22 protein-coding genes are annotated in these 25,019 nt (G+C 72.5%); 11 read left to right on the top strand and 11 right to left on the bottom strand.

All coding sequences use genetic code 11. The annotated features are described in order from the left end of the window. Positions 1-233: 233 nt before the first annotated feature. The 6 genes from BX285_RS28410 (at position 234) to BX285_RS28385 (ending at position 7,522) form a co-directional block, all read left to right on the top strand. Complete coding sequence (locus BX285_RS28410; protein WP_097235287.1) at positions 234-1,121, top strand: xanthine dehydrogenase family protein subunit M; 888 nt, start codon at positions 234-236, stop codon at positions 1,119-1,121. Further along, the gene (locus BX285_RS28405) at positions 1,118-1,603 is read left to right on the top strand and encodes a (2Fe-2S)-binding protein (protein WP_097235288.1); all 486 of its coding nucleotides are present in this window, start codon (positions 1,118-1,120) and stop codon (positions 1,601-1,603) included. Before BX285_RS28410 ends, BX285_RS28405 begins: the two co-directional genes overlap by 4 nt. Then, entirely contained in the window at positions 1,600-3,966 is a 2,367-nt protein-coding gene (pucD, locus tag BX285_RS28400; protein ID WP_097235289.1) for a xanthine dehydrogenase subunit D, read from the top strand. Before BX285_RS28405 ends, pucD begins: the two co-directional genes overlap by 4 nt. A gap of 255 nt (positions 3,967-4,221) precedes the next feature. Further along, entirely contained in the window at positions 4,222-5,703 is a 1,482-nt protein-coding gene (locus tag BX285_RS28395) for an NCS2 family permease (protein WP_121178660.1), read from the top strand. Between the two features lie 184 nt (positions 5,704-5,887). Then, a complete protein-coding gene (locus tag BX285_RS28390) occupies positions 5,888-7,132 on the top strand; it encodes an XdhC family protein (RefSeq protein ID WP_121178659.1) in 1,245 nt (414 codons plus the stop codon). A gap of 96 nt (positions 7,133-7,228) precedes the next feature. Continuing rightward, positions 7,229-7,522: a hypothetical protein gene (locus BX285_RS28385; RefSeq protein WP_097235292.1), complete on the top strand. Its 294-nt coding sequence runs from the start codon at positions 7,229-7,231 to the stop codon at positions 7,520-7,522. Between the two features lie 149 nt (positions 7,523-7,671). Here the strand turns inward: BX285_RS28385 and BX285_RS28380 are convergent, their stop codons facing one another. From BX285_RS28380 to BX285_RS28330, 11 genes are all read right to left on the bottom strand, one after another. Beyond that, on the bottom strand, positions 7,672-9,441 hold the full coding sequence (locus BX285_RS28380) for an SDR family oxidoreductase (RefSeq protein ID WP_121178658.1): 1,770 nt from the start codon (positions 9,439-9,441) through the stop codon (positions 7,672-7,674). Beyond that, positions 9,438-10,379, bottom strand: a complete 942-nt coding sequence (locus BX285_RS28375; protein ID WP_259470821.1) for a M24 family metallopeptidase — start codon at positions 10,377-10,379, stop codon at positions 9,438-9,440. Before BX285_RS28375 ends, BX285_RS28380 begins: the two co-directional genes overlap by 4 nt. Positions 10,380-10,432: 53 nt before the next feature. Further along, positions 10,433-11,521 carry a PDR/VanB family oxidoreductase gene (locus BX285_RS28370; RefSeq protein ID WP_121178657.1) on the bottom strand — a complete coding sequence of 363 codons (1,089 nt, stop codon included), beginning with the start codon at positions 11,519-11,521 and terminating at the stop codon, positions 10,433-10,435. 143 nt (positions 11,522-11,664) lie between these two features. After that, positions 11,665-12,579: a metal-dependent hydrolase gene (locus BX285_RS28365; protein ID WP_121178656.1), complete on the bottom strand. Its 915-nt coding sequence runs from the start codon at positions 12,577-12,579 to the stop codon at positions 11,665-11,667. 203 nt (positions 12,580-12,782) lie between these two features. Beyond that, positions 12,783-13,562, bottom strand: a complete 780-nt coding sequence (locus BX285_RS28360; protein WP_097235296.1) for an IclR family transcriptional regulator — start codon at positions 13,560-13,562, stop codon at positions 12,783-12,785. Positions 13,563-13,884: 322 nt separating this feature from the next. After that, on the bottom strand, positions 13,885-15,345 hold the full coding sequence (locus BX285_RS28355; RefSeq protein WP_121178655.1) for a catalase: 1,461 nt from the start codon (positions 15,343-15,345) through the stop codon (positions 13,885-13,887). 151 nt (positions 15,346-15,496) lie between these two features. Beyond that, entirely contained in the window at positions 15,497-16,756 is a 1,260-nt protein-coding gene (gene alc, locus BX285_RS28350; protein WP_121178654.1) for an allantoicase, read from the bottom strand. 135 nt (positions 16,757-16,891) lie between these two features. After that, positions 16,892-18,271, bottom strand: a complete 1,380-nt coding sequence (allB, locus tag BX285_RS28345; RefSeq protein WP_121178653.1) for an allantoinase AllB — start codon at positions 18,269-18,271, stop codon at positions 16,892-16,894. A 224-nt stretch (positions 18,272-18,495) separates the two neighbouring features. Then, complete coding sequence (locus BX285_RS28340) at positions 18,496-19,638, bottom strand: glycerate kinase (protein WP_257032297.1); 1,143 nt, start codon at positions 19,636-19,638, stop codon at positions 18,496-18,498. A 392-nt stretch (positions 19,639-20,030) separates the two neighbouring features. Then, positions 20,031-20,918: a 2-hydroxy-3-oxopropionate reductase gene (locus BX285_RS28335; RefSeq protein ID WP_097235301.1), complete on the bottom strand. Its 888-nt coding sequence runs from the start codon at positions 20,916-20,918 to the stop codon at positions 20,031-20,033. Positions 20,919-21,008: 90 nt separating this feature from the next. Next, entirely contained in the window at positions 21,009-21,854 is an 846-nt protein-coding gene (locus BX285_RS28330) for a TIM barrel protein (RefSeq protein WP_097235302.1), read from the bottom strand. Positions 21,855-22,069: 215 nt separating this feature from the next. Between BX285_RS28330 and BX285_RS28325 the strand changes: the two genes are divergently transcribed. From BX285_RS28325 to pucL, 5 genes are all read left to right on the top strand, one after another. Then, positions 22,070-22,315: a thiamine-binding protein gene (locus BX285_RS28325; protein WP_097235303.1), complete on the top strand. Its 246-nt coding sequence runs from the start codon at positions 22,070-22,072 to the stop codon at positions 22,313-22,315. Further along, entirely contained in the window at positions 22,312-22,692 is a 381-nt protein-coding gene (locus BX285_RS28320) for a helix-turn-helix domain-containing protein (RefSeq protein WP_097235304.1), read from the top strand. Before BX285_RS28325 ends, BX285_RS28320 begins: the two co-directional genes overlap by 4 nt. A gap of 248 nt (positions 22,693-22,940) precedes the next feature. Beyond that, the gene (uraD, locus tag BX285_RS28315) at positions 22,941-23,444 is read left to right on the top strand and encodes a 2-oxo-4-hydroxy-4-carboxy-5-ureidoimidazoline decarboxylase (RefSeq protein WP_121178652.1); all 504 of its coding nucleotides are present in this window, start codon (positions 22,941-22,943) and stop codon (positions 23,442-23,444) included. A 112-nt stretch (positions 23,445-23,556) separates the two neighbouring features. Further along, positions 23,557-23,892, top strand: coding sequence for a hydroxyisourate hydrolase (gene uraH / locus BX285_RS28310; RefSeq protein ID WP_097235306.1), 336 nt, complete (start codon positions 23,557-23,559; stop codon positions 23,890-23,892). 32 nt (positions 23,893-23,924) lie between these two features. Further along, positions 23,925-24,845, top strand: a complete 921-nt coding sequence (gene pucL / locus BX285_RS28305) for a factor-independent urate hydroxylase (RefSeq protein ID WP_097235307.1) — start codon at positions 23,925-23,927, stop codon at positions 24,843-24,845. Positions 24,846-25,019: the final 174 nt, after the last annotated feature.

Here is a 25,019-nt window from a genome sequence, read left to right as displayed (position 1 = left end):
GCCGGATCACGGGCCCGTAGCCCGTCCGTCACGGCCGGATTACGGTCGTAGGTGGCGCCCTGCGAACGACTGGACTGCGACATTCTGTTCCTTAGAGGAACGTACAGGATGCCGGGCGGGACCACAGCCGGGGCTTCATGCCATCGGTGACTGCCAGTGGGCCGCGTCACAGGAGTTCACTGGGCGACACGCCGCCGGACACCCGGCGGGCGACGACTTGAGGAGACACCCGCATGGAGTTCCTTCGGCCCGCCACGTGGGACGAGGCACTCGCGGCGAAGGCTGAGTACCCGACCGCGCTGCCCATCTCTGGCGGTACGGACGTCATGGTCGAGATGAACTTCGACGTGCACCGGCCATCCGCGATTCTCGACCTGAACCGCATCACCGAGCTCACCGAATGGTCCAACGACGGCAGCGTCGTCAAGCTCGGCGCCTCGGTCCCGTACAGCCGGATCATCGACGAGCTGTCCGGGCCGCTGCCCGGCCTCGCCCTGGCGGCGCACACCGTCGGCTCGCCGCAGATCCGCAACCGCGGCGGCGTCGGCGGCAACCTCGGCGGGGCCTCCCCGGCCGGTGACGCGCACCCCGCGCTGCTGGCGGCCGGGCGGGACGTGTTCGTGGAGGCGGCTTCGGTGCGCGGCACCCGGATGATCCCGATCGACGAGTTCTACGTCGGGGTGAAGCGCAACAGCCTGGAGGCCGACGAGCTGATCCGGGCGGTGCACATCCCGGTGGCGGACGGCCCTCAGCAGTTCTCGAAGATCGGCACCCGCAACGCGATGGTGATCGCGGTCTGCGCGTTCGGCTTCGCCCTCCACCCGAAGAACGGAACCGTCGGCACCGGGATCGGTTCGGCTGCCCCCACGCCGCGCCGCGCCGTCGAGGCCGAGGAGTACCTGCAGGGCGTGCTCGCCGAGCGCGGGCTCTGGGAGTCCGGCGAGCTGCTGGGCGCCGAGGTGGTCCAGCGCTTCGGCGAGCTGGTGAAGGCCGCGGCCTCGCCGATCGACGACGTCCGGGGCACGGCGGACTACCGCCGCCACTCCCTGGCCGTGATGGCCCGCCGCACCCTCACCTGGTGTTGGAACGACTACAGCAAGCAGATCAGGAGCGCGGCATGAGGGTCACTTTCACCGCCAACGGCAAGCCGGTCGAGGCCGACGACGTGTGGGAGGGCGAGAGCCTGCTCTACGTGCTGCGCGAGCGGGTCGGCCTGCCGGGTTCGAAGAACGCCTGTGAGCAGGGCGAATGCGGTTCCTGCACGGTCTACCTGGACGGCGTCCCGGTGTGCTCCTGCCTGGTCGCGGCCGGCCAGGTGCAGGACCGCGAGGTCCGTACGGTCGAGGGCCTGGCCGGGGAGGACGGCGAGCTGGGCCTGGTCCAGCAGGCGTTCGTCGACGCCGGCGCCGTGCAGTGCGGCTTCTGCACCCCCGGCCTGCTGGTGCAGACCGACGCCCTGCTGGAGCAGGACGCCCAGCCCAGCGACAACGACATCCGCGAGGCGCTGTCCGGCAACCTGTGCCGCTGCACCGGTTACGAGAAGATCATGGACGCGGTGCGGCTCGCCTCGGCCCGCAAGTGCGCCGGAAAGGGTTCGGCATGAGCACCCGCACGATCCAGGGCCAGAAGAACCTGCAGAACATCAACCAGGCGTCCAAGGACGGCATCGGCGGCTCGCCGCTGCGCCCGGACGGCAACCTGAAGGTCAAGGGTGAGTTCGCGTACTCCTCGGACCTGTGGCACGAGGACATGCTGTGGGGTATGGCGCTGCGCTCGCCGCACCCCCGGGCGAACATCCTCTCGGTGGACATCTCCGAGGCGCTCAAGGTGCCCGGCGTCTACGCGGTGCTGACCCACGAGGACATCCCCGGCTCGAAGTACTACGGCCTGGAGATCCAGGACCAGCCGGCCCTGGCCATCGACAAGATCCGGTACCACGGCGAGGCGATCGCGCTGGTCGCCGCCGACCACCCCGAGACGGCCCGCCGTGCGGTGAAGAAGATCAAGGTCGAGTACGAGGTGCTCACCCCGATCGTCACCGAGGAGCAGTGCCTCGACCCGGAGACCCACGGCTACGTCCACGAGCCGCACGAGTACAAGTCGCACGCGTACGGGAACATCTGCCACGAGCAGAAGCTGGTCTCCGGCCTCGGCGTGACCGACGAGGTGCGGGCGCTGGCGGACGTCATCGTCAGCGGCGACTACGAGGTCGGCATGCAGGACCAGGCCTTCCTCGGCCCCGAGTCCGGCCTGGCCGTGCCCGCCGAGGACGGCGGCATCGACCTCTACATCGCCACCCAGTGGCTGCACGTGGACCGCGAGCAGATGGCCCCGGTGCTCGACCTGCCGGAGGAGAAGGTCCGGCTCACCCTGGCCGGCGTCGGCGGCGCCTTCGGCGGCCGCGAGGACATCTCCATGCAGATCCACGCCTGCCTGCTGGCCCAGCACACCGGCAAGCCGGTCAAGATCGTCTACTCCCGGGACGAGTCCTTCTACGGCCACGTGCACCGCCACCCGGCGCGGATGCACTACGAGCACGGCGCCACCCGCGACGGCAAGCTGGTCTTCGCCGACTGCCGGATCGTGCTGGACGGCGGCGCCTACGCCTCCGCCTCGCCGGCCGTGGTCGGCAACGCGGCCTCGCTCGGGCACGGCCCGTACGTGATCCCGAACGTGAAGATGCACGCCATCGCGCTGTACAGCAACAACCCGTCCTGCGGGGCGATGCGCGGCTTCGGCGCGGTGCAGGCCGCGTTCGGCTACGAGTCGCAGATGGACAAGCTGGCCGCCGAACTCGGCATGGACCCGGTCGAGTTGCGGCAGCTCAACGCGATGTCCGAGGGCGACTTCATGCCCACCGGCCAGCAGATCGACTCGCCCGCGCCGGTGGCCGAACTGCTGCAGCGAGCCAAGGACATGCCGCTGCCGCCGCCGCTGGACACCGAGCACCTGGACGTGCGCCAGCTGCCCGGCGCGCTGTCCAACACCTCGCACGGCGAGGGGATCGTACGCGGCGTCGGCTACTCGGTCGGCATCAAGAACGTCGGCTTCTCCGAGGGCTTCGACGACTACTCCACCGCACGGGTGCGGCTGGAGGTGATCGGCGGCGAGCCGGTCGCCATGGTGCACACCGCGATGGCCGAGGTCGGCCAGGGCGGCGTCACCGTGCACGCCCAGATCGCCCGCACCGAGCTGGGCGTCGAACAGGTCACCATCCACCCGGCCAACACCGAGGTGGGATCGGCCGGTTCGACCTCGGCCTCGCGCCAGACGTACATGACCGGCGGCGCGGTGAAGCTGGCTGCCGAGGCCGTCAAGCGGGAGCTGATCGAGAAGGGTCGCCGGCGCTACGGCTGGACCCACAAGGACATCACGCTGGCCGGCGGCAAGGTCGTCTCGGAGAGCGCCGGCGTGCTCGTCCCCATGGTGGACCTGCTCGGCGACGAGGCCATCGACCTCACCCGCGAGCACCACCACCGGCCCACCCAGGCCTTCGACAAGGAGACCGGCCAGGGCTTCGGCCACGTCCAGTACACCTTCTGCGCCAACCGCGCCGTGGTGGACGTGGACGTGGAGCTGGGCCTGGTCAAGGTGGTCGAGCTCACCGCCGTCCAGGACGTCGGCAAGGCGCTCAACCCGCTCTCCGTGGTCGGCCAGATCCAGGGCGGCTGCACCCAGGCGCTCGGCCTCGCGGTGATGGAGGAGATCATCGTGCGGGACGGCAAGGTCCGCAACGCCTCCTTCACCGACTACCTGATCCCCACCATCCTGGACACCCCGCCGATCCCGGTGGAGGTCCTCGAACTGCCCGACCCCCACGCGCCGTACGGGCTGCGCGGGGTCGGCGAGGCGCCGACCGTCTCGGCGACGCCGTCCATCGTGGCCGCCATCCGCAACGCCACCGGTCTCGCGCTCAACCGGATCCCCGTCCGGCCGGAGCACCTGACCACCGAACAGCCCGGCTGAGCCCGGCAGTTCAGGCTTCCCCGGGGCGGTGACCGTCTTCCCCGCCGCCCCGGGGGCGCTCCCCCGCACCCCCACACGTCCGCTGCCCTGCCCACGCCGGGGTCAGCAGCGGTGCGCACCACCCTCAGAGCACCGCCGGCACTGCCCTTGTTCGAGTGCCCCCACAGTGAGTCGATACGTCCCCCTATGCCGCTCATGCGCCGGTAGTCAGGTCGGCTCGCCCACCCCAACCCCCTTTGACACTTGGGAGTGGACATGCCCAGGATCCCCACGGAGCCCGGCACCACCGAAGACAGACCCGCCGCGGACGTCCCCCACCCGACGTCCACGGACCCCCACCCGAAGAGCGCGCTGGACGCCTACTTCAAGATCTCGGCCCGGGGATCGACGCTCGCCAACGAACTGCGCGGTGGACTCACCACGTTCATGGCGATGGCGTACATCATCCTGCTCAACCCGCTCATCCTGAGCGGCGCGGACGTCACCGGCGTCAAGCTGGACCACGCCGCACTGACCACCGCCACCGCGCTGGCGGCGGCCGTCACCACCATCCTGATGGGCGTGGTCGGCAACGTGCCGCTCGCCCTCGCCGCCGGCCTCTCGGTCTCCGGCGCCGTCTCCGCGCTCGTCGTCCCGCACACCACCTGGGCCCAGGCGATGGGCCTGTGCGTGATCTACGGCCTGCTGATCGTGCTGCTGGTCGTCTCCGGACTGCGCGAGAAGATCATGAACGGCATCCCGCTGCCGCTCAAGCACGCCATCACCATCGGCATCGGCCTGTTCGTCACCGTGATCGGCCTCTACAAGGCCGGCTTCATGCACACCGGCGGCCCCACCCCGCTGTCGCTCGGCCCCTCCGGCGCCCTGGCCGGCTGGCCGGTCCTGATCTTCTGCGTCACCCTGCCGGCGATCTTCGTGCTGATGGCCCGCGGCGTCCGCGGCGCCATCCTGATCGGCATCGCCGGCGGCACCGTGCTCGCGGTGATCGTCAACCAGGTGGCCCACGTACCCGCCGCAGCCTGGAAGAACTCCATCCCGGTGTGGCCCGGCAGCCCGGTCTCCGCACCCGACTTCAGCCTGTTCGGTCACGTCGACCTGTTCGGCGCCTTCGGCGGCCGGGGCATGGGCGCCATCAGCGCCTCGGTCGCGGTGTTCACCCTCGTCCTGGCCGGCTTCTTCGACGCGATGGCCACCATCATCGGCGTCGGCACCGAGGCCGGACTGGCCGACAAGCAGGGCCGGATGCCCGGACTGTCCAAGGCGCTGTTCATCGACGGCGCCGGCGGCGCGATCGGCGGCCTGGCCGGCGCCTCCGGGCAGACCGTCTTCGTCGAGTCCGCGACCGGCGTCGGCGACGGCGCCCGCACCGGCCTCGCCTCCACCGTCACCGGCGGACTCTTCGCCCTGATGCTGTTCTTCTCGCCGATCGCCGGCATCGTCCCGGTCGAGGTGGCCTCCGCCGCCCTGGTCGTCATCGGCTCGATGATGATGAGCCAGGCCCGGCACATCGACTGGTCCGACCGCGAGGTGGCCATCCCGGCCTTCCTCACCTGCGCCCTGATGCCGTTCACCTACAGCATCACGGCGGGCGTCGCGGCCGGCGTCATCTCGTACACGGTCATCAAGGCCGGCGTCGGGCGCTGGCGCGAGCCCGGGGTCCTGATGTGGATCCTCACCGGGGTGTTCGTGCTGTACTTCGCGCTCACGCCGATCAAGTCCTGGCTCGGCGTGCACTGAGCGTCCCTCCGGGCCCCGCCCTTCGGGCACCGACCGGGCCGGGTACCGGCTGAGCACCACCTGAGAACCACCCGGCACCGCCCGAGCACCACCCGGCACCGCCCAGCACCACCGCCGCCGTACGGGACCGTTTCCCGTACGGCGGCGTCCCCGCTACTGTCGAACCGTGTAAGGAGCCACCGCCATGCAGGACATCGCCGAGCAGCTGCAGGCCTGGCACGCGGCCGGGCGTTCCTTCGCCGTGGCCACCGTGGTCGGCGTCTCCGGCAGCGCTCCGCGCGACCCCGGGGCGGCCCTGGCCGTGGACACGGACGGGGAGGCCGTCGGCAGCGTCTCCGGCGGGTGCGTCGAGGGCGCGGTGTACGAGCTGTGCCAGGCCGCCATCGAGAGCGGCGAGCCGGTGCTGGAACGCTTCGGGTTCAGCGACGAGGACGCCTTCGCGGTCGGGCTGACCTGCGGCGGGATCCTGGACGTCTTCGTCCAGCCGGTCGTGCCCGGGGCCGACACCGGGCTGGACGCCGGGATCGCCCACATCGCCGCCGGCACACCGGTCGCACTCGCGCGGGTGATCGCCGGGCCCGCCGGACTGCTCGGGGCCACCCTGTCCGTCACCGCCGACGGACACACCGGGGCGCTCTCGCCCAGCCCGTCCGTGGTCGGCGGCCTGGAGCGGGCCGTCGTCGCCCAGGCCCGGGCGATGCTGGAGACCGGGCGCACCGGCCGGATCGTCCTCGGGCTGGACGGACGCCCGTGCGACGAACACGAGCGGGGCACCGTCACCTGCTTCGTCGAGTCCTATGTGCCCGCGCCGCGGATGCTCGTCTTCGGGGCGATCGACTTCGCCGCCGCGGTGGTGCGGATCGGCAAGTTCCTCGGCTACCACGTGACCGTCTGCGACGCCCGGCCCGTCTTCGCCACCACCCGCCGCTTCCCCGAAGCCGACGAGGTCGTGGTCGACTGGCCGCACCGCTACCTGGACTCCCAGCTCGACCGGATCGACGGACGCACCGTGCTCTGCGTGCTCACCCACGACGCCAAGTTCGACATCCCGCTGCTGGAACGCGCCCTGCGGCTGCCGGTCGGCTACGTCGGCGCCATGGGCTCGCGCCGCACCCACCGGGACCGCCACACCAAGCTGCGCGAGGCCGGACTCACCGAGACCGAACTGGCCCGGCTGCGCTCCCCCATCGGTCTCGACCTGGGCTCCCGCACCCCCGAGGAGACGGCCGTCTCGGTCGCCGCCGAGATCATCGCCCACCGGCGCGGCGGCAGCTGCCTGCCGCTGAGCGCCGGGGACGGGCCGATCCACCACGACGGGACGGTGGCCGAGGTCTCCGGCGCCGACCTCTCCGCCGCCGACGTCTCCGCTTCCGACGTGGCCGCCGTTTCGGAGGAGCCCGCCGCACGCCGTTCACCGCACGCTGCGTGACCACAGGGTCGCCATCGGGTGACGTTGCGTGGCCACCGGGGCGGCGGGACGCTGGAATTGCGGACTCGCCCCGAGCCCGGGAAAGGAGCGGGGACCATGCGCGCCCTGCTGGAAGTCACCCTCGGCACCGAAGCCTCCAACAAGCTCATCGCCGACGGCTCGGTCGGCCCGGTCGTCGAGCAGATCATGGGCCGGCTCAAGCCGGAGGCGGCGTACTTCTTCGCCCGCGACGGCCGCCGGGCCATGCTCTTCGTCGTCGACGTCCCGGACGAGGCCGCGGTGGTGGCCACCTGCGAGCCGTTCTGGCTCCAGCTCGACGCCGATGTCCAGCTTCACATCTGCATGAACGCCGACGACCTGCGCGAAGGGCTGTCCCGGCTCAGCCGGTAGCGACGGTTCACGTTCACGCGAGCTGATCGCTCGGCGCCGGCTTCGGTGGCCCCGGGCGGCCTGCACGGGCCGCCCGGGGCTTCCTGCTGCCCGCCGACAGCCGCACCGGCTTTCCGCGTCGGCTTTCCGCGTCGGGTTGCCGCGCCGGGTCAGGTGACGTTGAGGCGGGCGGCGAGGCGCAACAGGGCGGGGCTGAGGCGGGAGAGGAAGCGGGCGGCCTTGGCCTCGGGAGTGACCGGGACGACGGGCTTGCCGGTGCGGACGGCGGAGACGATCGCGGTGGCGACCTTCTCCGGGGGGAAGCCGCGGCGGGCGTAGAGCTTGGCGGCGCGGGCCTGCTTGGCGGCCTGCTCGTCGGCGGTGGTGGCGGAGAAGGTCGAGGTGCGGGTGATGTTGGTGTTGACGATGCCGGGGCAGATGGTGGAGACGCCGATGCCATGGCCGACGAACTCGGCGCGCAGGCAGTCGGAGAGCATGAACACCGCCGCCTTGCTGGTGGCATAGGCGGTGAGCGCCTTGGAGGGCAGGTAGGCGGCGGCGGAGGAGACGTTGACGATGTGGCCGCCCTCACCGCGGTCGGCCATCAGCGCGCCGAAGGCGCGGCAACCGTGGATCACGCCCCAGAGGTTGACGTCCAGGACGCGCTGCCACTCCTTCTCGGTGGTCTGCAGGAACGTCCCGGAGTGGCCGATGCCCGCGTTGTTGACCAGCACGTCGGGCACCCCGCGCTCGGCGGCGACGGTCTGCGCGAACGCGTCCATCGCGGCGCCGTCGGATACGTCCACCCGGTAGGCGTGCGCCTGCGGGCCGATCAGCGTGGCGAGTTCGGCGGTGCGCTCGGCGGCCGCGAGGTCGAGGTCGCAGACCACCACCCGGGCGCCCTCCTCGGCGAAGGCGAGCGCGGTGGCCCGGCCGATGCCGCTGCCGCCGCCGGTGACGACCACCAGTCGGCCGTCGTCCAGGGCGGGGCGGACGGCGTCGGCTGCGCCTTCGGTGGCGCCCGCGCGCCCGGGTTCGTTGCGGGCGGGTTCGTTGCGGGCGGTGAACTCGCGGACCATGCGGGCCACGGTGGCCCCCTTCTCCAGCAGTGCCGACCAGTGGCCGGCGTGCAGCGTCCTGCGGGTCAGCTCGGGCACCCAGCGCTCCAGGCCATCGGAGAGGTAGCTGCCGACGTAGCGGTCCCGGGTGAGGGTGATCAGCTGGACCGGCACCTGCGTCGTCCGCGCTCGCGGACTGCCCATGATGGGGCGGAAGTTGGCCCGGTACAGCTCGATGCCGCGGACCGCGTCGCGGCGCAGGCTGCGCTGCGGGTGGTCGGCGCGCGGGGTGACGTGCTCCAGGTCGCGCAGCACCCGCGGCCAGGCCCGGGCGAGGCCCAGGCGCCAGACGCCGGGGGCGAGGTAGGGCAGGTGGAAGGCGGTGATGTACCAGGAGTGCAGGCCCTGGTGGAGCAGCTGCCCGAGGTGGCGCGGGGTGGGGCGGCGCAGCCGGTGACGCAGCCAGAACCCCATGTGGTCCAGGCTGGGACCGGACATCGTGGTGTACGAGGCGATCCGCTGCTCGGCGCCGGGGGTGGTGACGGCCTCCCAGGACTGGATCGAGCCCCAGTCGTGAGCGACCAGGTGGACCGGGCGGTCCGGGCTGACCGCGTCGGCGACGGCCAGCAGGTCCTCGGCCAACCGCTCCAGCCGGTAGCCGTCGCGGTCGGCGGGGACGCCGGACTCGCCGGCGCCGCGCACGTCGTAGCGGACCACGTGGTGGTCGCGGGCGAGGTCGGCGGCGATGTCGTCCCAGACGGCGTGGGTGTCGGGGTAGCCGTGGACGAGCAGGACGGTGGGGGCGGCCGGGTCGCCCTGCTCGAAGACGGCGAGCGGCAGGCCGCCGGAGTGGACGGTCCGGCGGCGGGGCGGGGTCGTCATCGGGTGGCCTCCTGGGCGGTCGGCTCGGCGGCGGGCTCGGCGGCGGGTTCGGCGGCGGGTTCGGCGGTGGGCGGGGTGGTTGCCTGCTCGGTGGTCGCGGTCGCGGTCCAGCGGCGGACGTGCGGTAGGTCGTCGTCGAGCCAGTAGGCGTCGTCCTCGGTCACCACCAGCAGTTCCTCGAACTTGATGCCCACCCCCCGGAAGCCGATGTGCGGCTCGACCGCCCACAGGCCCGGGGTGGGCGCGTGACGGGACGACCGGCCGTCCGCCCAGAGCGGTGAACGGCCGTGCAGGCGCTCGGAGACGAGCTCGCGGCCGAGGGTCTGCAGGGTGCGCACGCCGAAGCCGAAGACGTTGACCCCGGCCGGTCCGCGGGTGACGGTGCGGGTGACCTGGTGGCCGATCACCCGGCCCGGGTAGACCTGGTGGCGATTGTCGTAGCCGTGCGCGGCGAGCTGCGCATCCACGGCCGCGTACACCTCGTTCAGCGGCTTGCGGGCGCGCACCTCGGCGAGGATCAGCTCGCGGTAGACCCGGAGGTCGGCGGCGAGGCGGTCCCAGACCCGGTTCTCGCCGACCTTGCCGCCGTAGCCGATGTCGGCGGTGTAGCCGTCCACGACGGGCGCGCAGTCCAGCACGTACGGCATGCCCTCCTCCAGGCGGCGGTTGCCGGCGAAGAACTGCAGCGGGGTGTGGAAGTGCCGGAAGGCCGTCCGGTCGCCGAACCAGGCGAAGGGGACGTGGAAGAAGTCCTGCACCCCGGCGGCGACCAGGCGGCGGCGCAGCTCGGCGGTGGTCTGCCGCTCGGTGACGCCGGGCTCGATCCAGGCGGCGACCTGTTCGGCGCAGTGGTACGCGAGTTGCTGGGTCTCGCGGAAGCGGACGAGGTCGCGCTCGGTGTAGCGGAAGGCGGGGGTCGCTGTCGCCGTCCGGGGCATGGAGGGCTCCTTCCAGAGATCGAGGTCCAGACGTCGGGTCCAGACGTCGGGGTCTAGAGGTCGAGTACGAGGGTCTCGCCCTCGGCGGCACGGGAGACACAGGGCAGCAGGGAGCCGGCGGCGCGCTGCTCGGAGGTGAGCCGGCGGTCCCGGTGGTCGGGCGAGCCGGCCAGCACACGGACCTCGCAGGTGCCGCAGAAGCCCTGGTGGCAGGAGTACGGGAGATCGGGGCGCGCCTCGCGCAGCACGTCCAGGGCGGAGCGGTCGGCGGGCACGTCCAGGGTGGGGCCGTCGGTGCCGAGGCGGACGGTGAAGGGCTCGCCGTCGGTGATCGGGGCGGCGCCGAAGCGCTCGAAGTGCAGGGCGGCGGCCGGGGATCCGTCCAGGGCCCGCTGCACGGCGGCGAGCATGGGGGCGGGGCCGCAGCAGTAGACGGCGGCGCCGCGCGGGGCGTGGGCGAGCAGTTCGGCGCCGGCGGGGACGCCGCCGTGCTCGTCGTCGGTGCGCAGCACCACGCGGTGCGGGTCAAGCGCGCGCAGCTCGTCCGCGTACGGGAGGGTGTCGGCGCTGCGGCCGACGTGCACCAGGCGCCAGTCCAGGCCGTGCCGTTGTGCCTCGCGGGCCATCGGGAGCAGCGGAGTGATGCCGATGCCGCCGGCCAGCAGCAGGACGGCGGGCTCGGCGCAGAAGGCGAAGCCGTTGCGCGGGCGGCGGGCGGTGAGGCGGACGCCGGGGTGCAGGGTGTCGTGGATCTCGACGGACCCGCCGCCGCCCTCGGGCAGCCGCCGGACGGCGATGCGGTAGCCGGCGCGGTCGGCCGGGTCGCCGGTGAGGGAGTAGTGGCGTTCCCGGCCGGAGGGCAGGGCGAGGCGCAGGTGGGCGCCGGGCTGCCAGGCCGGCAGCGGGCCGCCGGACGGGTCGGCGAGTTGCAACTCGACGACGTCGGCGGCGAGTTCGCGGCGCGCGGTGACGACCAGCTGCAGCGGCGGGAGGGGGCGGCTGAGCGGGCGGCGGGGGTTGCGGCGCAGCAGCGGGCCGCCGAGGGCCTGGACGTAGCGGTCCTGCATCGCGGTGAGGCGGCGCAGGAAGCGGTCCGCGCGCGGGCGGCCGTAGAGGTCGGGGGGCGGGGTGAGCAGGTCCATCCGGGCGGGGTCCTTGGGTGGGAGGGGGCGGGCGAACAGACGACGAGTAACAGATGACAGATGACGTCATCTGTTCGCTGAAAGCTGTCATCTGAAAGCTGTCGGCTGAAAGCTGTTCGCTGAAAGCTGTCGGCTGAAACCTGTCAGCGCCCGGCGGCCGCACGAGCGGCGGGCGAGGAGGCGAGGTAGCCGAGCGCCTGGCTGGAGGAGCCCTCCTGGGTGGGGTGGTAGCCGGGGCGCAGGTAGCGCAGGCCGGAGCGGAGCGACTTGACCGGGGAGGGCAGCAGACCGCGCCGGGTGATCCGGTACGCCTCGCGCCAGCTCGGGCGCAGCCGCCCGCGGAGGGTCGGGTCGGCGGCCAGCAGGAAGCGCACGCCGCGCACCCAGAGGTGGACCAGCAACGGGCCGGCCATGGCCATGGTGCGCACCCGGCGGGCGTACCCCGGGTCGAGGTGGACCAGCAGGTCGAAGGCGACGCTGCGGTGCTCGACTTCTTCGGCGCCGTGCCAGCGCAGCAGGTCGAGCATCGTCGGGTCGGCCTGGGCGCGGTCCAGCCCCGGGGAGTTGAGGGCCCAGTTGCCGAGGAAGGCGGTGAAGTGCTCGATCGCCGCGATGGCCGCGACCCGCTCGATCAGGGCCTCGCGCCGCTTCGCGGGGGTCAGCCCGGGCCGGTCCCCGAGCACCCGCTGGAAGACCCAGGCGACCTGGCGCACGTACGGCCGCGGGTCGAGCCCCTGGCCGAGCAGGTGGTCCAGGACCTCCTGGTGCGCCTCGGCGTGGATGGCCTCCTGGCCGATGAACCCGAGGACCTCCTCGCGCAGTTGCTCGTCCCGGATGAGCGGCACGGCCTCCTTGAAAACCTTGACGAACCAGCGCTCGCCCTCGGGGAGGAGGAGGTGCAGCACGTTGAGGATGTGGGTGGCCATCGGCTCGTCCGGCACCCAGTGCAGCGGCAGCTGGGCCCAGTCGAAGCGGACGTCCCGGGGCTCCAGGACGAGGCTGTCGTGCACGCGCGCGGCGGGGGCGGCGAGCGCGGGGACGGGGGTGGGGCGGGGCATGGCAGGCCTCCTGACCTGGGGGCGGCGGCTCGGCTCAGGGAAACGTACTCGCGGGTAGCGGCGGGGACAAGGGTTTCGGCGACTCTTATCGACATCGAGTCTAATAAGTGACGCCCGCCGGGAGACGCACCGGGAGAGGACCGCGGAAACACGCGGGCCCCGCCGGACGCCTCACGTCCGGCGGGGCCCCTCGGGCGGACGGCTCAGACCGCCATCGCCAGCATCAGCGGCGCCGCCCGGGCCGCCAGCAGCTCGGCCGCGGCCTTCAGCTTGTGGATGTTGCCCACCGGCATCGAGGTCGCCAGGCAGCCCACCGTGCTGCCCGCCGTGATCGGCACCGCCGCACACACCGTGCCCAGCGCGTACTCCTGGATGTCCAGCACCGGCACCGTGGCCGGCTGCCGCTCCAACCGGTGCATCAGCTGGTCGGCGTCGGTGACGGTGCGGGAGGTGAGCCGGGCGACCGGGTGCCGGGAGAGGTGGTCACGCCGGGCGTCCGCGTCCAGCTGGCCGAGCAGGCACTTGCCGATCGCGCTGGCGTGCGCGGTGGCCCGGAAGTCGACCCACTCCTGGACAGCCGGCGCGTAGTCGGCCGCCGAGACGGCCTCCACCGACAACTCGCCGTCGTGGTACCGGGTGAAGTAGACCGCGGCGCCCAACTCGTCCCGGAGTTCGGCGAGTTTGCGGTCGAGCCGGGCCTTCACCAGCAGCTCCCGGTTGTGCTGGCCGAGCAGAGCGAAGGTGCCGCCGAGGACCCAACCGCCGTCCTGGCACTGGAGGTAGCCTTCGATCTCCAGGACCTCCGCGAGCCGCCGCACGGTCGGCAGCCCGAGGGAGGTCTCCCGCGCGAGGCCCACCAGGGTGGCGCCGTCGGGGTGGCGGTCGACCGCCTCCAGCAGTCTGAGGGCGTGCTGCAGGGAGGTGATCGGGCCGGTCTGGCCCTGGTCAAGCGCGGCGTGACGACCCGGGGCTGGTGTCGACATGTCGTCCCCTTCCGATGTCCCCCCACGGAGCGACCGCGGGCACGGACCAGCCTATCGACCCGGCGGCGACGGTGACTGCTGTCCGTACATATCCGTGAACATTCCGTGGAGCAACCTCCGGTCGACCTGCGGAGGAACGGCGGGATGACCCGGCGGGAGGACCCGGCAGGAAATCACGGCAGGAAATCACGGCGGGAGAAGAACGACCGGCCCCTCCCCCACTGCCCTGGGGGGAGAGGCCGGCCGTACGGTCACCGGGTGCGGGCCCGGCGGCCGTGGTGGGTGGTGGTACCGATGGAGGGTCGGATCCGGTGACGCCCGGTCAGCCCTCGTCGACCGCGCGCAGCTTGGCGACGGCCGCCGCCAGACGGGCGCCGTACTCCTCGTCCGCAGCGTGGAAGTGGGCGAGGTTCTTCTCCACGATGTCGTCGCGCGTCACCTGGGCCAGGAAGCCCGCGATGTTGTCGATCAGGCGGGTCTTCTCCCCGGCCGACATCAGCCGGTAGAGCTCGCCGGCCTGGAAGAAGTCGTCGTCCTTGGTGTGGGCCGGCGTGGTGTAGGTGCCGGTGTGGCCCTGCACCTTGACGGGCGCGGCGAGGGCGTTGTCGGTCTGGGCCGGGCCGTCGTACGAGTTGGGCTCGTAGTTCTTGGCGCGGCCGGCGGCGTTGGCGGCCATCAGGCCGTCCCGGCCGTAGTTGGCGGCCTCGGTGGCGCGCGGGGCGTTCACCGGCAGCTGGGTGTGGTTGACGCCGAGGCGGTAGCGCTGGGCGTCCGCGTAGGCGAAGAGCCGGCCCTGGAGCATCTTGTCCGGGGAGGGGCCGATGCCGGGCACGAAGTTGTTCGGCGAGAACGCGGACTGCTCGACCTCGGCGGAGACGTTCTCCGGGTTCCGGTTGAGCACCAGGCGGCCGACCTTGACCAGCGGGTAGTCGGCGTGCGGCCACACCTTGGTGAGGTCGAAGGGGTTGAAGCGGTAGTCCGCGGCCTCGGCGACCGGCATCAGCTGGACGTAGAGGGTCCAGGAGGGGAACACCCCGCGCTCGATGGCCTGGTGGAGGTCGCGCTGGTGCGAGTCGGCGTCGGCGCCGACCACCTCGGCGGCCTGGTCGCCGTCCAGGCTGCGGATGCCCTGGTTGGTCTTGAAGTGGTACTTCACCCAGTAGGCGTCGCCGTTGGCGCTGACCCACTGGTAGGTGTGCGAGCCGTAGCCGTTCATGTGGCGGTACGAGGCGGGGATGCCGCGGTCGCCGAACAGCCAGGTGATCTGGTGGGTGGAGGCGGGCGAGTGGGCCCAGAAGTCCCAGACGTTGTCCGCCTCCTGCACGCCGGTGTACGGGTCGCGCTTCTGCGAGTGGATGAAGTCGGGGAACTTGATCGGGTCCTTGATGAAGAACACCGGGGTGTTGTTGCCGACGAGGTCGTAGTTGCCCTCTTCGGTGTAGAACTTCAGCGCGAAGCCGCGCGGGTCGCGCACCGCGTCGTTGGAGCCCAGGTTGCCGGCCACGGTGGAGAAGCGCAGGAAGACCTCGGTGCGCTTGCCGACCTCGGACAGGAAGGCCGCCCGGGTGTACTGCGACACCTCGTCGGTGACCTCGAAGTAGCCGTACGCGCCGGAGCCGCGGGCGTGCACGACGCGCTCCGGGATGCGCTCGCGGTTGAACCGGGCCAGCTTCTCCAGCAGCTGCTGGTCCTGGATCAGCAGCGGGCCGTACTCGCCGGCCGAGGCCGAGTTCTGGTTGTCGGCGATCGGGGCGCCGGACTCCGTGGTCAGGATCTTGGACATGGAGGGTCCTTCAGGTGTCGATAAGGGCGGTGCGTGGAGGGTGCGGTGGGCGGGGCCCGGTGGGGTCGGGCGGGCGGGCCCGGCCGCCCGCACGGACCCGGCTGCCGGGGCGGGCGGCCACCGGGGCGGGCGGCCACCGGGGCAGGACGGGTCAGACGCCGAGCAGGCGCCAGACCGCCGAGCGGCGGCGGGAGGAGTGCTCGCCGTCGGGGCCGTCGGCCGGCCGGAGCTCCGCGACGGCGGCGGCGGCCGCGACCGGGTCGGCGAGCGGGCGGGCGGCGGTCAGCCCTGCGGCCTCGTCGGCGGTCAGCCCGGCCCCGGTGAGGGCCGCGGCGGCCTCGGCGGCCGGGACGGCGTTGAACCAGCGCAGCGCGAGGGCCGCCCGGCCGGCCTCGGTGAGGCGGCCGGTGATCCGGAGGCGGGCGAGCCCGCCGTCCGGGTAGACGTTGATCCGTACGTGGGTCACCGGGCGGCCGGCAGCGAGCCGGAAGCGGTGCCGGGTGTCGGGCTGCAGGCGGGTGCGGGGCAGGATCTCGAACCACTCGCCGTCGGCCGGGTCGGCCCCGGTCGAGGCGTCGAAGCCGATCAGGTCGGCCCAGCCGGGGGCATTGGCGACGAAGTGGGTGGTGTCCACCTCGACGGCCAGGGCCTCACCGCCCCCGGCCAGGGCGATCTGCACCCAGTCGTTGGCCTTGTCGCGCCGACGCCGGGTCTCCCAGCCCTCGCCCATGACGGAGGCGCGACCGGGAGCGTTCAGGTTGTGCGGGGAGGAGAAGTAGCGGTCGGACGCCGCCTCGGCCACACCGCCGTACTCCTGGGCGGCCAGGTCGAAGGTGAGGCCGTCCAGTTCGCGCGGGTCGGGCAGCACCTCGCCGTGCACACGCAGCCGGGCGACGCCGCCGTCCGGGAAGATGTTCAGCCGGACGTGGGTGTAGCGGGTGGTGTCCTCGACGGCGAACTCGTGGGCGGTGTCGCCCCGCAGCGGGGTGCGCGGCACGATCGTGGTCCACTCGGCGGCCTGCAGTTCCTCGGGCGAGGGGTGGCCGGGTACGGACGCGGCCTCGACGGAGGCGGACTCCGGGTAGTTCCCGGTGAAGTGGGCGGTGTCCACGATCACGCCGCGGATCAGGCCGGCGGCGCCGAGCCGGACGATCGCCCAGTCGTGGTCCTGGTCGGTGGGGTGCGGCTGCTCGGCGGAGACGCCGCGGCGGCGCTTGGACTCCCAGCCGTCCATGATCTGGCCCTTGTGGCCGAAGGTGTGCGGGCGGAACTCGGCCGGCTTGGCGACCAGCAGGTTCTCGGCGTCCGCGAAGGTGTCCTCGTTGGTCGCGACGACGCCCGCGCCGAGCGGTCGGGAGGCCAGGTTGACCAGCTCGGTGAAGGGAGCGCTCGGGGTGTCGGCAGTGGTCACTGACTCTCCTCGGAAGACGGTGGCGGTTCGGGAAGCGGTGTCGACTCGGGACGCGGTGACGGCTCGGAAAGCCGCGTCGGCTCGGTCAGTCGTGTCGGCTCGGTCAGTCGTGTCGGCTCAGGAAGCGGAACCGGCTCAGGAAGCGGAGCCGGAAGGCGAGTCGGCCGGCCGGGTGAGCTGGCGGCCGAAGGGCTCGGCGTCGGTGTCCACCGCGCGGCCGCGCAGCCAGGTGGTGCGCACGGTGCCGGTCAACCTCCGTCCCGCGTACGGGGTCACCGGGTTGCGGTGGTGCAACTCCCCCGCGTGGACGGAGAATTCGCCGTCGGGATCGAAGGCGACCAGGTCGGCGTCGTGGCCCGGGGCGATGGCGCCCTTGAGGCCGGTGAGGCCGGCCAGTTCGGCCGGGCCGGAGGACATCCAGCGCACCAGGTCGGCCAGGGTGTGGCCGCGGCGGCGGGCCTCGGTCCAGACCGCCGGCAGGCCGAGCTGCAGTGAGGCGATGCCGCCCCAGGCGGCCGCGAAGTCGCCGTTGCCGCCGTACTCGGGCAGCAGCTTGAGGTCGGGGGTGGACGGCGAGTGGTCGGAGACGACGGCGATGAACTCGCCGTTCGCCAGGGCCTCCCAGAGCGCGTCCCGGTTGGACTCGTCGCGGATCGGCGGGCAGCACTTGAAGGCGGTGTCGCCGTCGGGCACCTGTTCGGCCGCGATGGTCAGGTAGTGCGGGCAGGTCTCGGCCGTGACCCGGACGCCGTCCGCGCGGGCCTGGCGCAGCAGCGGCAGGACGGCGGCGGAGGAGACGTGCAGGATGTGGACCCGGGCGCCGGTGCGCCGGGCCGTGTCCAGCAGGTGGGCGACGGCCGCGGTCTCCGCGTCGGCGGGCCGGGAGGCCAGGAAGTCCCGGTAGTGGACGCCTGGTTGCTGCGGGGCGGCGGCGAGGACGGCCGGGTCCTCGGCGTGGATGATCGCCAGTGCTCCGAGCCGGGCCTGTTCGGCCAGTGCGGCCTCCAGGTCGGCGGCCTCGACGTGCGGGAACTCGTCGACACCGGAGGGGGCGAGGAAGCTCTTGAAGCCGAACACGCCCTCGCGGTGCAGCGGTTCGAGGTCCGCAACGTTGCCGGGGACGGCGCCGCCCCAGAAGCCGAGGTCGACCCAGGCCTGACCTTCGGCGGTCTTCCGCTTGGCCAGCAGTCCCTCCACCGTGGTGGTGGGCGGGATCGAGTTGAGCGGCATGTCGATGACGGTGGTGACGCCGCCGGCCGCGGCGGCCCGGGTGGCGGTGGCGAAGCCCTCCCACTCGGTGCGGCCGGGCTCGTTGACGTGCACGTGGGTGTCGACCAGGCCGGGCAGCAGCGCGGTGTCGCCGAGGTCGGCGAGTTCGCGGTCGCCGACCGTGAGCGAGCCGTGCGCGACGACCTGCACGATCTTCCCGTCCCGGATCAGCACGTCCGCGGGGCGCTCGCCGTCGGACAGGACCACCCGCCGGGAGCGGATCACCGTCGGCTGGCTGAAAGGCATGGGGGACCTCCGGAACCTGGGAGTCGGGGCTGGTTCGAGGGTGCTTCGAGAGTGGATCGAGGGCGGTTCGGGTGTGCACCGGGGATGGTGCCGAGGGGTGGTGCCGGACAGGCGGAGGCGGGGGATTGCGGGGAGCCTAGGCCCGCCTTCAACAAAACGTCAATGGAGGAACGTACGAGGGTTCGTCGCGCCGGCGAGTCGGTTCGGCGCGAGGACAGCCCGGTTCAACGCGCCAGCAGCTCGCCGGCCAGCTTCTCCCCCGCGAGCTCGGCCAGCTCGGCGGCCCGGGTCATGCTGTCCCCCGGCTGCTCGGCCAGGTCGGTCAGCGCGACCGCCGCGGCGAAGCCGGCGGCCCGCCACTCGGGCTCGGAGAGCTCCAACCGGCCTGCCACGGCGGCCACCCGAACCCCCGCCCGGGCGGCCGCCGCGGCAACTCCGGCCGGGGCCTTGCCGTGGAGCGTCTGTGCGTCCAGGCAGCCCTCGCCGGTCACGACGAGGCGTGCCCCACGCACGGCCCCGTCGAAGCCCAGCAGATCGAGCAGCAGCTCGATGCCGGGTCGCATGGTGGCGCCGAGCAGGGCGAGGGCGGCGAAGCCCACCCCGCCCGCGGCCCCGGCGCCGGGGGCCTCCCGCACGTCCCGCCCGGTGGCCTCGGCGACCAGGTCGGCGAAGCGGGTCAGCCCTTCCTCCAGGACCACCAGGTCGTCGCCGTCGGCGCCCTTCTGCGGGCCGTACACGGCGGTGGCGCCGCGCGGCCCGAGCAGCGGGTTGTCCACGTCGCAGGCGACCACGATCTCCACCCCGCCCAGCGCGTCGGCCAGCGGGCCCGGGTCGATCTCCGCGAGCCGGCGCAACGCGGCCCCGCCGGGCGGGAGGTCGGCGCCGTCGGCGTCGCGCAGGCGCACTCCGAGCGCCTGCACCATGCCCGCGCCGCCGTCCGTACAGGCGCTGCCGCCGAGGCCGAGCACGATCCGCTTGGCGCCGAGCGCGACTGCCCGGGCGATCAGCTGGCCGACCCCGTAGGACCCGGCCGCGAGCGGGGCGGTCCGGCCGCCGGGCAGCCGGGCCAACCCGGAGGCCTGCGCCAGCTCGACCACGGCGGTGTCGCCCCGCACGGCGAGCGCCGCGGCCACCGGCAGACCGGTGGGACCGGCCACCTTGGCCGCGACCCGGTCGAAGCCGGCCGCGAGCGCGGCGGCCAGGGTGCCCTCGCCGCCGTCGGCGACGGGCAGTTCGCGCACCTCGGTGCCGGGGGCCGCGCGCCGGATGCCGGCGGCGATCCGGGCTGCCACCTCGGCACCTTCCAGGGTGCCCTTGAACTTGTCGGGGGCGACGACCACATGGCCCTGGTGGGGGATGGGGGGCATGGTGCGTCCTCGCTTCCGTACGGGTCTGGCGGTGGTACTGCGACGTGCGTCCAGCATGGGCCCAGGGGGTCCGGCGGTGCGACCCGCTCGGCCCCGGGGATTCGGGGGTGCGCCCCCTCCCCGCCGTTCCCCTCGTCCCGCTTCCGACGTACGAGGGGCTCCCCTCGGCGGGGAGGGGGCCTGGCGACGCGTCAGGCACGACCGAAGTGCCCCCAGGGAGGGTGTACGCATCACCTGCTGGATCGACCGGCGGGCGGGCGGATGAGCCCCGGCCCGCGCGCCGGTCGGGTACGACCCCCTGGCGGCGCGGGCACGACCGGATGGGTACACGCCGCCAGGGGAGCTTGGGGGCGGGGGCTCCGGTGCGGAGCCCCCGCGGGTGTTGCCGGGTGTTACTTGACCTCGCGGCCGGAGAGCCGCTCGACGCCGCGCAGCAGCGCCGAGTGGTCGAGCGAGCCGTCGCCGTTGGCGCGGGCGGAGGCGACCAGCTGGGCCACCACGGCGCCGACCGGCAGCGCGGCGCCCACGGCGCGGGCGGCGTCGGTGACGATGCCCATGTCCTTGTGGTGCAGGTCGATCCGGAAGCCCGGGGCGAACTCGCGGTCGAGCATGTTCGCCTTCTTGCGGTTGAGCACGGTCGAGCCGGCCAGGCCGCCGCCGAGCACGTCCAGCGCGGCCTGCAGGTCGACGCCCGCGTTCTCCAGGAACACCACGGCCTCGGCGAGCACCTGGATGTTGACGGCGACGATCAGCTGGTTGGCGGCCTTGACGGTCTGGCCGGCGCCGGACGGGCCGACGTGGACGACCGTGGTGCCCAGCACGTCGAACAGCGGCTTGGCCTCGGCGAAGTCCTCGGCGGCGCCGCCGACCATGATCGACAGGACGGCCTCGATGGCGCCGGCCTCGCCGCCGGACACCGGGGCGTCCAGGGTGCGGACGCCCTTCTCCTTGGCGGCCGCCTCGACCTTGATCGAGGTCTGCGGGGTGATCGAGGACATGTCGATCACCAGGGTGCCGGGCCGGACGTTCTCCAGCACGCCGCCCTCGCCCAGGATGACCTGCTCGACGTGCGGGTCGGCCGGGACCATGGTGATGACGACCTCGGCGTCCTTCACCGCGTCCGCGATGCTGGTGGCACCGTGGCCGCCGGCCGCGACCAGGGCGTCGATCTGCGGCTGGGTGAGGTTGAAGCCGGTGACGTGGTGGCCGGCCTTGACCAGGTTGGCGGCCATCGGGCTGCCCATGATGCCGAGGCCGATGAAGGCGATCTTGCGGCTCATCGCGTCGTTCCTTACGTGGTTCGTGGGGTGGGGAGGCTCCGGGCGCTCCGGGCGCTCCGGGTACTCGGGGCGCTCGGGGCGCTCGGTCGACTACTCGGCGGCGCGCAGCTCGCGCGGCAGCCACCCGAAGCTGTCGGCGCTGACGCCGGTGGAGGGGCGGTACTCCAGGCCGATCGGGCCGGTGTAGCCGGCGGCGGTGAGCCGGGCGAACAGGTCCTCGAAGTCGAGGCCGCCGGTGCCGGGCTCGTTGCGGCCCGGGTTGTCGGCGATCTGCACGTGGCCGATGCGGTCGGCGTAGGTGTCGATGACCTGGGCCAGGTCCTCGCCGTTCTTGGCCAGGTGGTACAGGTCGCACAGGAACCGGGCGTTGCCCAGCCCGGTGGCGGCGTTGACCTTGTCGACCACCTCGACCGCAGCAGCGGCCGTGACCAGCGGGTAGTCCGGGGACTCCGCCCCGTTCAGGGCCTCGATCAGCAGGATCGCGCCGATCTCGTGCGCGGCCTTCGCGGCGAGCACGAGGTTCTCCAGCGCGAGCGCGTCCTGCTCGGCCGCCTCGACGCCCTCGACCCGGTTGCCGTACAGCGCATTGAGCGCCTTGGCGCCGAGCGAGCCGGCGAGCTGCGCGGCGACCGGGACGTTGGCCCGGAAGCGCTCCCGCTCGGACGGCACCGAGACGGTGCCGCGGGCGCCCTTGCTCAGGTCGTCCAGGTAGTTGAGACCGGTGAGCCGCACTCCGGCGTCGGTGAACGCCTTGCGGAGCGCGTCCTGGTCGGCCTGCGAGGGGGCGTGCTCCTCGCCGAAGGGCCACCACAGCTCGGCTGCGGTGAAGCCGGCCGCGGCGGCCGCGGCAGGGCGCTCCAGCAGGGGCAGCTCGCCGAACAGGATCGACAGGTTGACCGTGAAGTGGTGCTTGGCAGCGGCCGTCACGTCAATCACCTCTCATCTCTCTTCCGTCATCCGCAACTTCCACGATCCGGAAGAGGGATTCTGTGTGGTGGAAGCATCTCCGGACGGCGAAGCGAGTGTCAAGGGAGTCGCAACATTTTGTTGAAGACATCTCGGCGGGCCGCCACCTCCCCCGTTCCGGCTGTTCGATCACCCAGCCCCTGCCTGCCCGCACCCCCGCTCGCTACAGTGAGCTCGTGCGATTGATGGTGGAGTTCACGACAGAACCGTTCGAACTGGACACGTTCCCGGAGCACGCCGCGGCGGCCCGCAAGGCCGTCGACGAGGCCGGCCTGGCCGTGTCGGTCGGCCCCTTCGGGACCGGCGCCGAGGGCGAGGCCGACCAGGTCCTCGCCGCGGTGACCAGACTGCTCCGGGAGACCCTGGACGCCGGCGCGACCCGGATCTCGGTCCAGGTCAGCGTCCTGGACGAGGAGGTCGGTACGCCGTGACCGAGCACGTGGAGCACCCGCTCGCCGCGGCGATGAAGCCGCTGCTGGACGCGGTCGGCGCGACGCCCGTCCCGCTGGACGAGGCGAAGGCCGAGGACGTCGTCCTGGAGTGGGAGGGCACCCCGGCCCTGGCCGTCCGACTGCCGCACCTGAACAGTGCGCTGGACCGGCTGCTGGCCGAGATGGCCCGCCAGTTCGACGGCCGCCCGCTGGCCGAGCTCGACCGGCTGGAGAAGCAGCGGGTCGTCGCCCTCCTGGAGGAGCGCGGCGCCTTCACCGTCCGCCACGGCGTCGAGACGGTCGCCTCGGCCCTGGGCGTCAGCCGGTTCACGGTGTACAACTACCTGAACCGCCAGGACGGCTCGAAGTCCTCCTGAGAACCGTCCCGGGCGGCACCGTTCCCGCAGGCGGGAGCCCCGACCGGGAGCTTCCGGACGGGCGACCCCGTCGGTACGGCCAGTCTGGATCGGCCCGCGGCGGGGCACACTTGGCGAATCGCACACGAAAGGCCCCGGCATCGCGGGCCGGTTCAAAACGTAACCACCAACCGTTCAACAAAGTGTTGACGGCCGGGTGGGGTCGATCTAGCTTTTCCGGGTGGCACCACTCTTCAGGAGGTCCACTCGTGACCAACCACCCCCACACCCTTGACGCCCTGGCCGCGGCCGACGCCGCGGAGCTGCAGGAGATCCTGCTGGAGGTATGCTCCAGCCCCCGCTGGGCCGCCGTCGTCGCGAAGGCCCGGCCCTGGTCCGACCGCGAGAGCCTGCTCGCCGCCAACGCGGCGGCCATGGCCTCGCTCACGGCCGACGACCTGCGCGACGCGATGGCCGGCCACGCCCGGATCGGCAAGCCCAAGGCGGGCGACGCCACCTCCGAGCGCGAGCAGGCCGGGATCCAGGGCGTGGACCAAGCGGTCCTCGACGAACTGCACCAGGCCAACGCCGCCTACGAAGCGAAGTTCGGCCACGTGTTCCTGATCTGCGCCACCGGCCGCACCGCCGTCGGCATGCTCACCGCCCTGCGCGAGCGCCACCCCAACGACGCCGCCACCGAGGCGGAGATCGTCCGCGAGGAGCTGCGCAAGATCAACGACATCCGCCTCGACCGTCTGATCGGCGGCTCCTGACGTACAGTCAGGGGTGTTCGGCGGGTGCACCGTTCCGGTGCATCTGACGCACGCATCCGGCGCACGCATCTGACGCACCATCAACTCTGCCATCAGTAAGGTCACCTCGCCCATGACTGGCATCTCCACCCACGTGCTCGACACCAGCCTCGGCCGGCCGGCCGAAGGCGTCCCCGTCGAGCTCGCACTGCACACCGAGGGTGGCTGGCAGGTGCTCGGCACCTCCGCCACGGACTCCGACGGCCGGGTCAAGGACCTGCCGGCCGTGGAGGCGGGCTCGGTCGTCCGGCTGCTCTTCGACACCGGCGCGTACTACGCGCTCAAGTCCTCCGAGCCGCCGTTCTTCCCCGAGGTCTCGATCGTCTTCACGGTCGCGCCCGAACAGCACCACTACCACGTGCCGTTGCTGCTCAACCCGTTCGGATACTCGGTCTACCGCGGAAGCTAGTAGACCGACCTGGAAGCTCTAGGAGCCACGTCATGGCCCACGTGCTCGGTCAGAACCAGTACGGCAAGGCGGAGAACCGCATCGTCCGGATCTACCGCGACTCCACCCGGCACGAGATCAAGGACCTGAACGTCTCGGTCTCCCTCCAGGGTGAGTTCGAGGACGTCCACCTCACCGGGTCCAACGCCAACTGCCTCCCCACCGACACCACCAAGAACACCGTCTACGCCTTCGCCAAGGAGTACGGCATCGAGTCGGCCGAGGCCTTCGGCATCGTCCTGGCCCGCCACTTCGTCGACGACACCGAGCGCGGCGTCGTGCACAGCGCCCGGATCCGGATCGAGGAGTACGCCTGGGACCGGATCAAGACGCCGGACAACTCGGCCCGCTTCATCGGCTCGGAGGAGGTCGGCCACTCCTTCGTCCGCAACGGCCAGGAGACCCGCACCACCGAGGTCGTCTACGACGGTGAGACCGTCCAGGTCATCTCCGGCCTGAAGGACCTCATCGTGATGAACTCCACCAACTCGGAGTTCTGGGGCTACATCAAGGACAAGTACACCACCCTGCAGGAGGCGTACGACCGCATCCTCGCCACCCAGGTGACCGCCCGGTGGAAGTACGGCTACAGCGGCCGGGACGGCGAGGCCCAGCCCAACTGGAACCGCTCCTACGCCCACGTCAAGCGCCACCTGCTGGAGGCCTTCGCCGAGACCTACTCCTACTCGCTGCAGCAGACCCTGCACGCGATGGGCACCCGGGTCCTCAACAACCGCGCCGAGGTGGACGAGGTCCGCCTCGAACTGCCCAACAAGCACCACTTCCTGGTCGACCTGGAGCCCTTCGGTCTCAAGAACGACAACGAGGTCTACTACGCCGCGGACCGCATGTACGGCCTGATCGAGGGCACCGTGCACCGCGAGGGCGTCGTACCGGTCATCCCGGTCGCCTGACCTCCCCCGCGACCGTGGACTCCGCCCGGAATCGCCGCACCCTCCGGCCCGCACGGGCCGGTCGAGTCCGGGCGGGCCGGTCCACCCGCAGGACCCGCACCACCTGCGCCACCTGTTTCGCCACCCGCACCATCCGTTTCTCCACCCCCACCCACCGGAGTTCGTGCCTGCCTC

The sequence above is a fragment of the Streptomyces sp. 1114.5 genome, assembly GCF_003635085.1.
Classification (GTDB): domain Bacteria; phylum Actinomycetota; class Actinomycetes; order Streptomycetales; family Streptomycetaceae; genus Kitasatospora.
The sequence above is the reverse complement of the archived record's forward strand: the minus strand, read 5'-3'. Positions and strand labels throughout refer to the sequence as shown.

Coding starts and splice junctions, on each gene's coding strand:
- allB (WP_121178653.1), bottom strand. CDS start 18,271: ATGCCTTTCAGCCAGCCGACGGTGATCCGCTCCCGGCGGGTGGTCCTG.
- BX285_RS28335 (WP_097235301.1), bottom strand. CDS start 20,918: ATGAGCCGCAAGATCGCCTTCATCGGCCTCGGCATCATGGGCAGCCCG.
- uraH (WP_097235306.1), top strand. CDS start 23,557: ATGACTGGCATCTCCACCCACGTGCTCGACACCAGCCTCGGCCGGCCG.
- BX285_RS28365 (WP_121178656.1), bottom strand. CDS start 12,579: ATGCCCCGCCCCACCCCCGTCCCCGCGCTCGCCGCCCCCGCCGCGCGC.
- BX285_RS28375 (WP_259470821.1), bottom strand. CDS start 10,379: ATGCCCCGGACGGCGACAGCGACCCCCGCCTTCCGCTACACCGAGCGC.
- BX285_RS28405 (WP_097235288.1), top strand. CDS start 1,118: ATGAGGGTCACTTTCACCGCCAACGGCAAGCCGGTCGAGGCCGACGAC.
- pucD (WP_097235289.1), top strand. CDS start 1,600: ATGAGCACCCGCACGATCCAGGGCCAGAAGAACCTGCAGAACATCAAC.
- BX285_RS28380 (WP_121178658.1), bottom strand. CDS start 9,441: ATGACGACCCCGCCCCGCCGCCGGACCGTCCACTCCGGCGGCCTGCCG.
- BX285_RS28395 (WP_121178660.1), top strand. CDS start 4,222: ATGCCCAGGATCCCCACGGAGCCCGGCACCACCGAAGACAGACCCGCC.
- BX285_RS28340 (WP_257032297.1), bottom strand. CDS start 19,638: ATGCCCCCCATCCCCCACCAGGGCCATGTGGTCGTCGCCCCCGACAAG.
- BX285_RS28325 (WP_097235303.1), top strand. CDS start 22,070: ATGGTGGAGTTCACGACAGAACCGTTCGAACTGGACACGTTCCCGGAG.
- pucL (WP_097235307.1), top strand. CDS start 23,925: ATGGCCCACGTGCTCGGTCAGAACCAGTACGGCAAGGCGGAGAACCGC.
- BX285_RS28370 (WP_121178657.1), bottom strand. CDS start 11,521: ATGGACCTGCTCACCCCGCCCCCCGACCTCTACGGCCGCCCGCGCGCG.
- BX285_RS28360 (WP_097235296.1), bottom strand. CDS start 13,562: ATGTCGACACCAGCCCCGGGTCGTCACGCCGCGCTTGACCAGGGCCAG.
- BX285_RS28410 (WP_097235287.1), top strand. CDS start 234: ATGGAGTTCCTTCGGCCCGCCACGTGGGACGAGGCACTCGCGGCGAAG.
- BX285_RS28355 (WP_121178655.1), bottom strand. CDS start 15,345: ATGTCCAAGATCCTGACCACGGAGTCCGGCGCCCCGATCGCCGACAAC.
- BX285_RS28385 (WP_097235292.1), top strand. CDS start 7,229: ATGCGCGCCCTGCTGGAAGTCACCCTCGGCACCGAAGCCTCCAACAAG.
- BX285_RS28390 (WP_121178659.1), top strand. CDS start 5,888: ATGCAGGACATCGCCGAGCAGCTGCAGGCCTGGCACGCGGCCGGGCGT.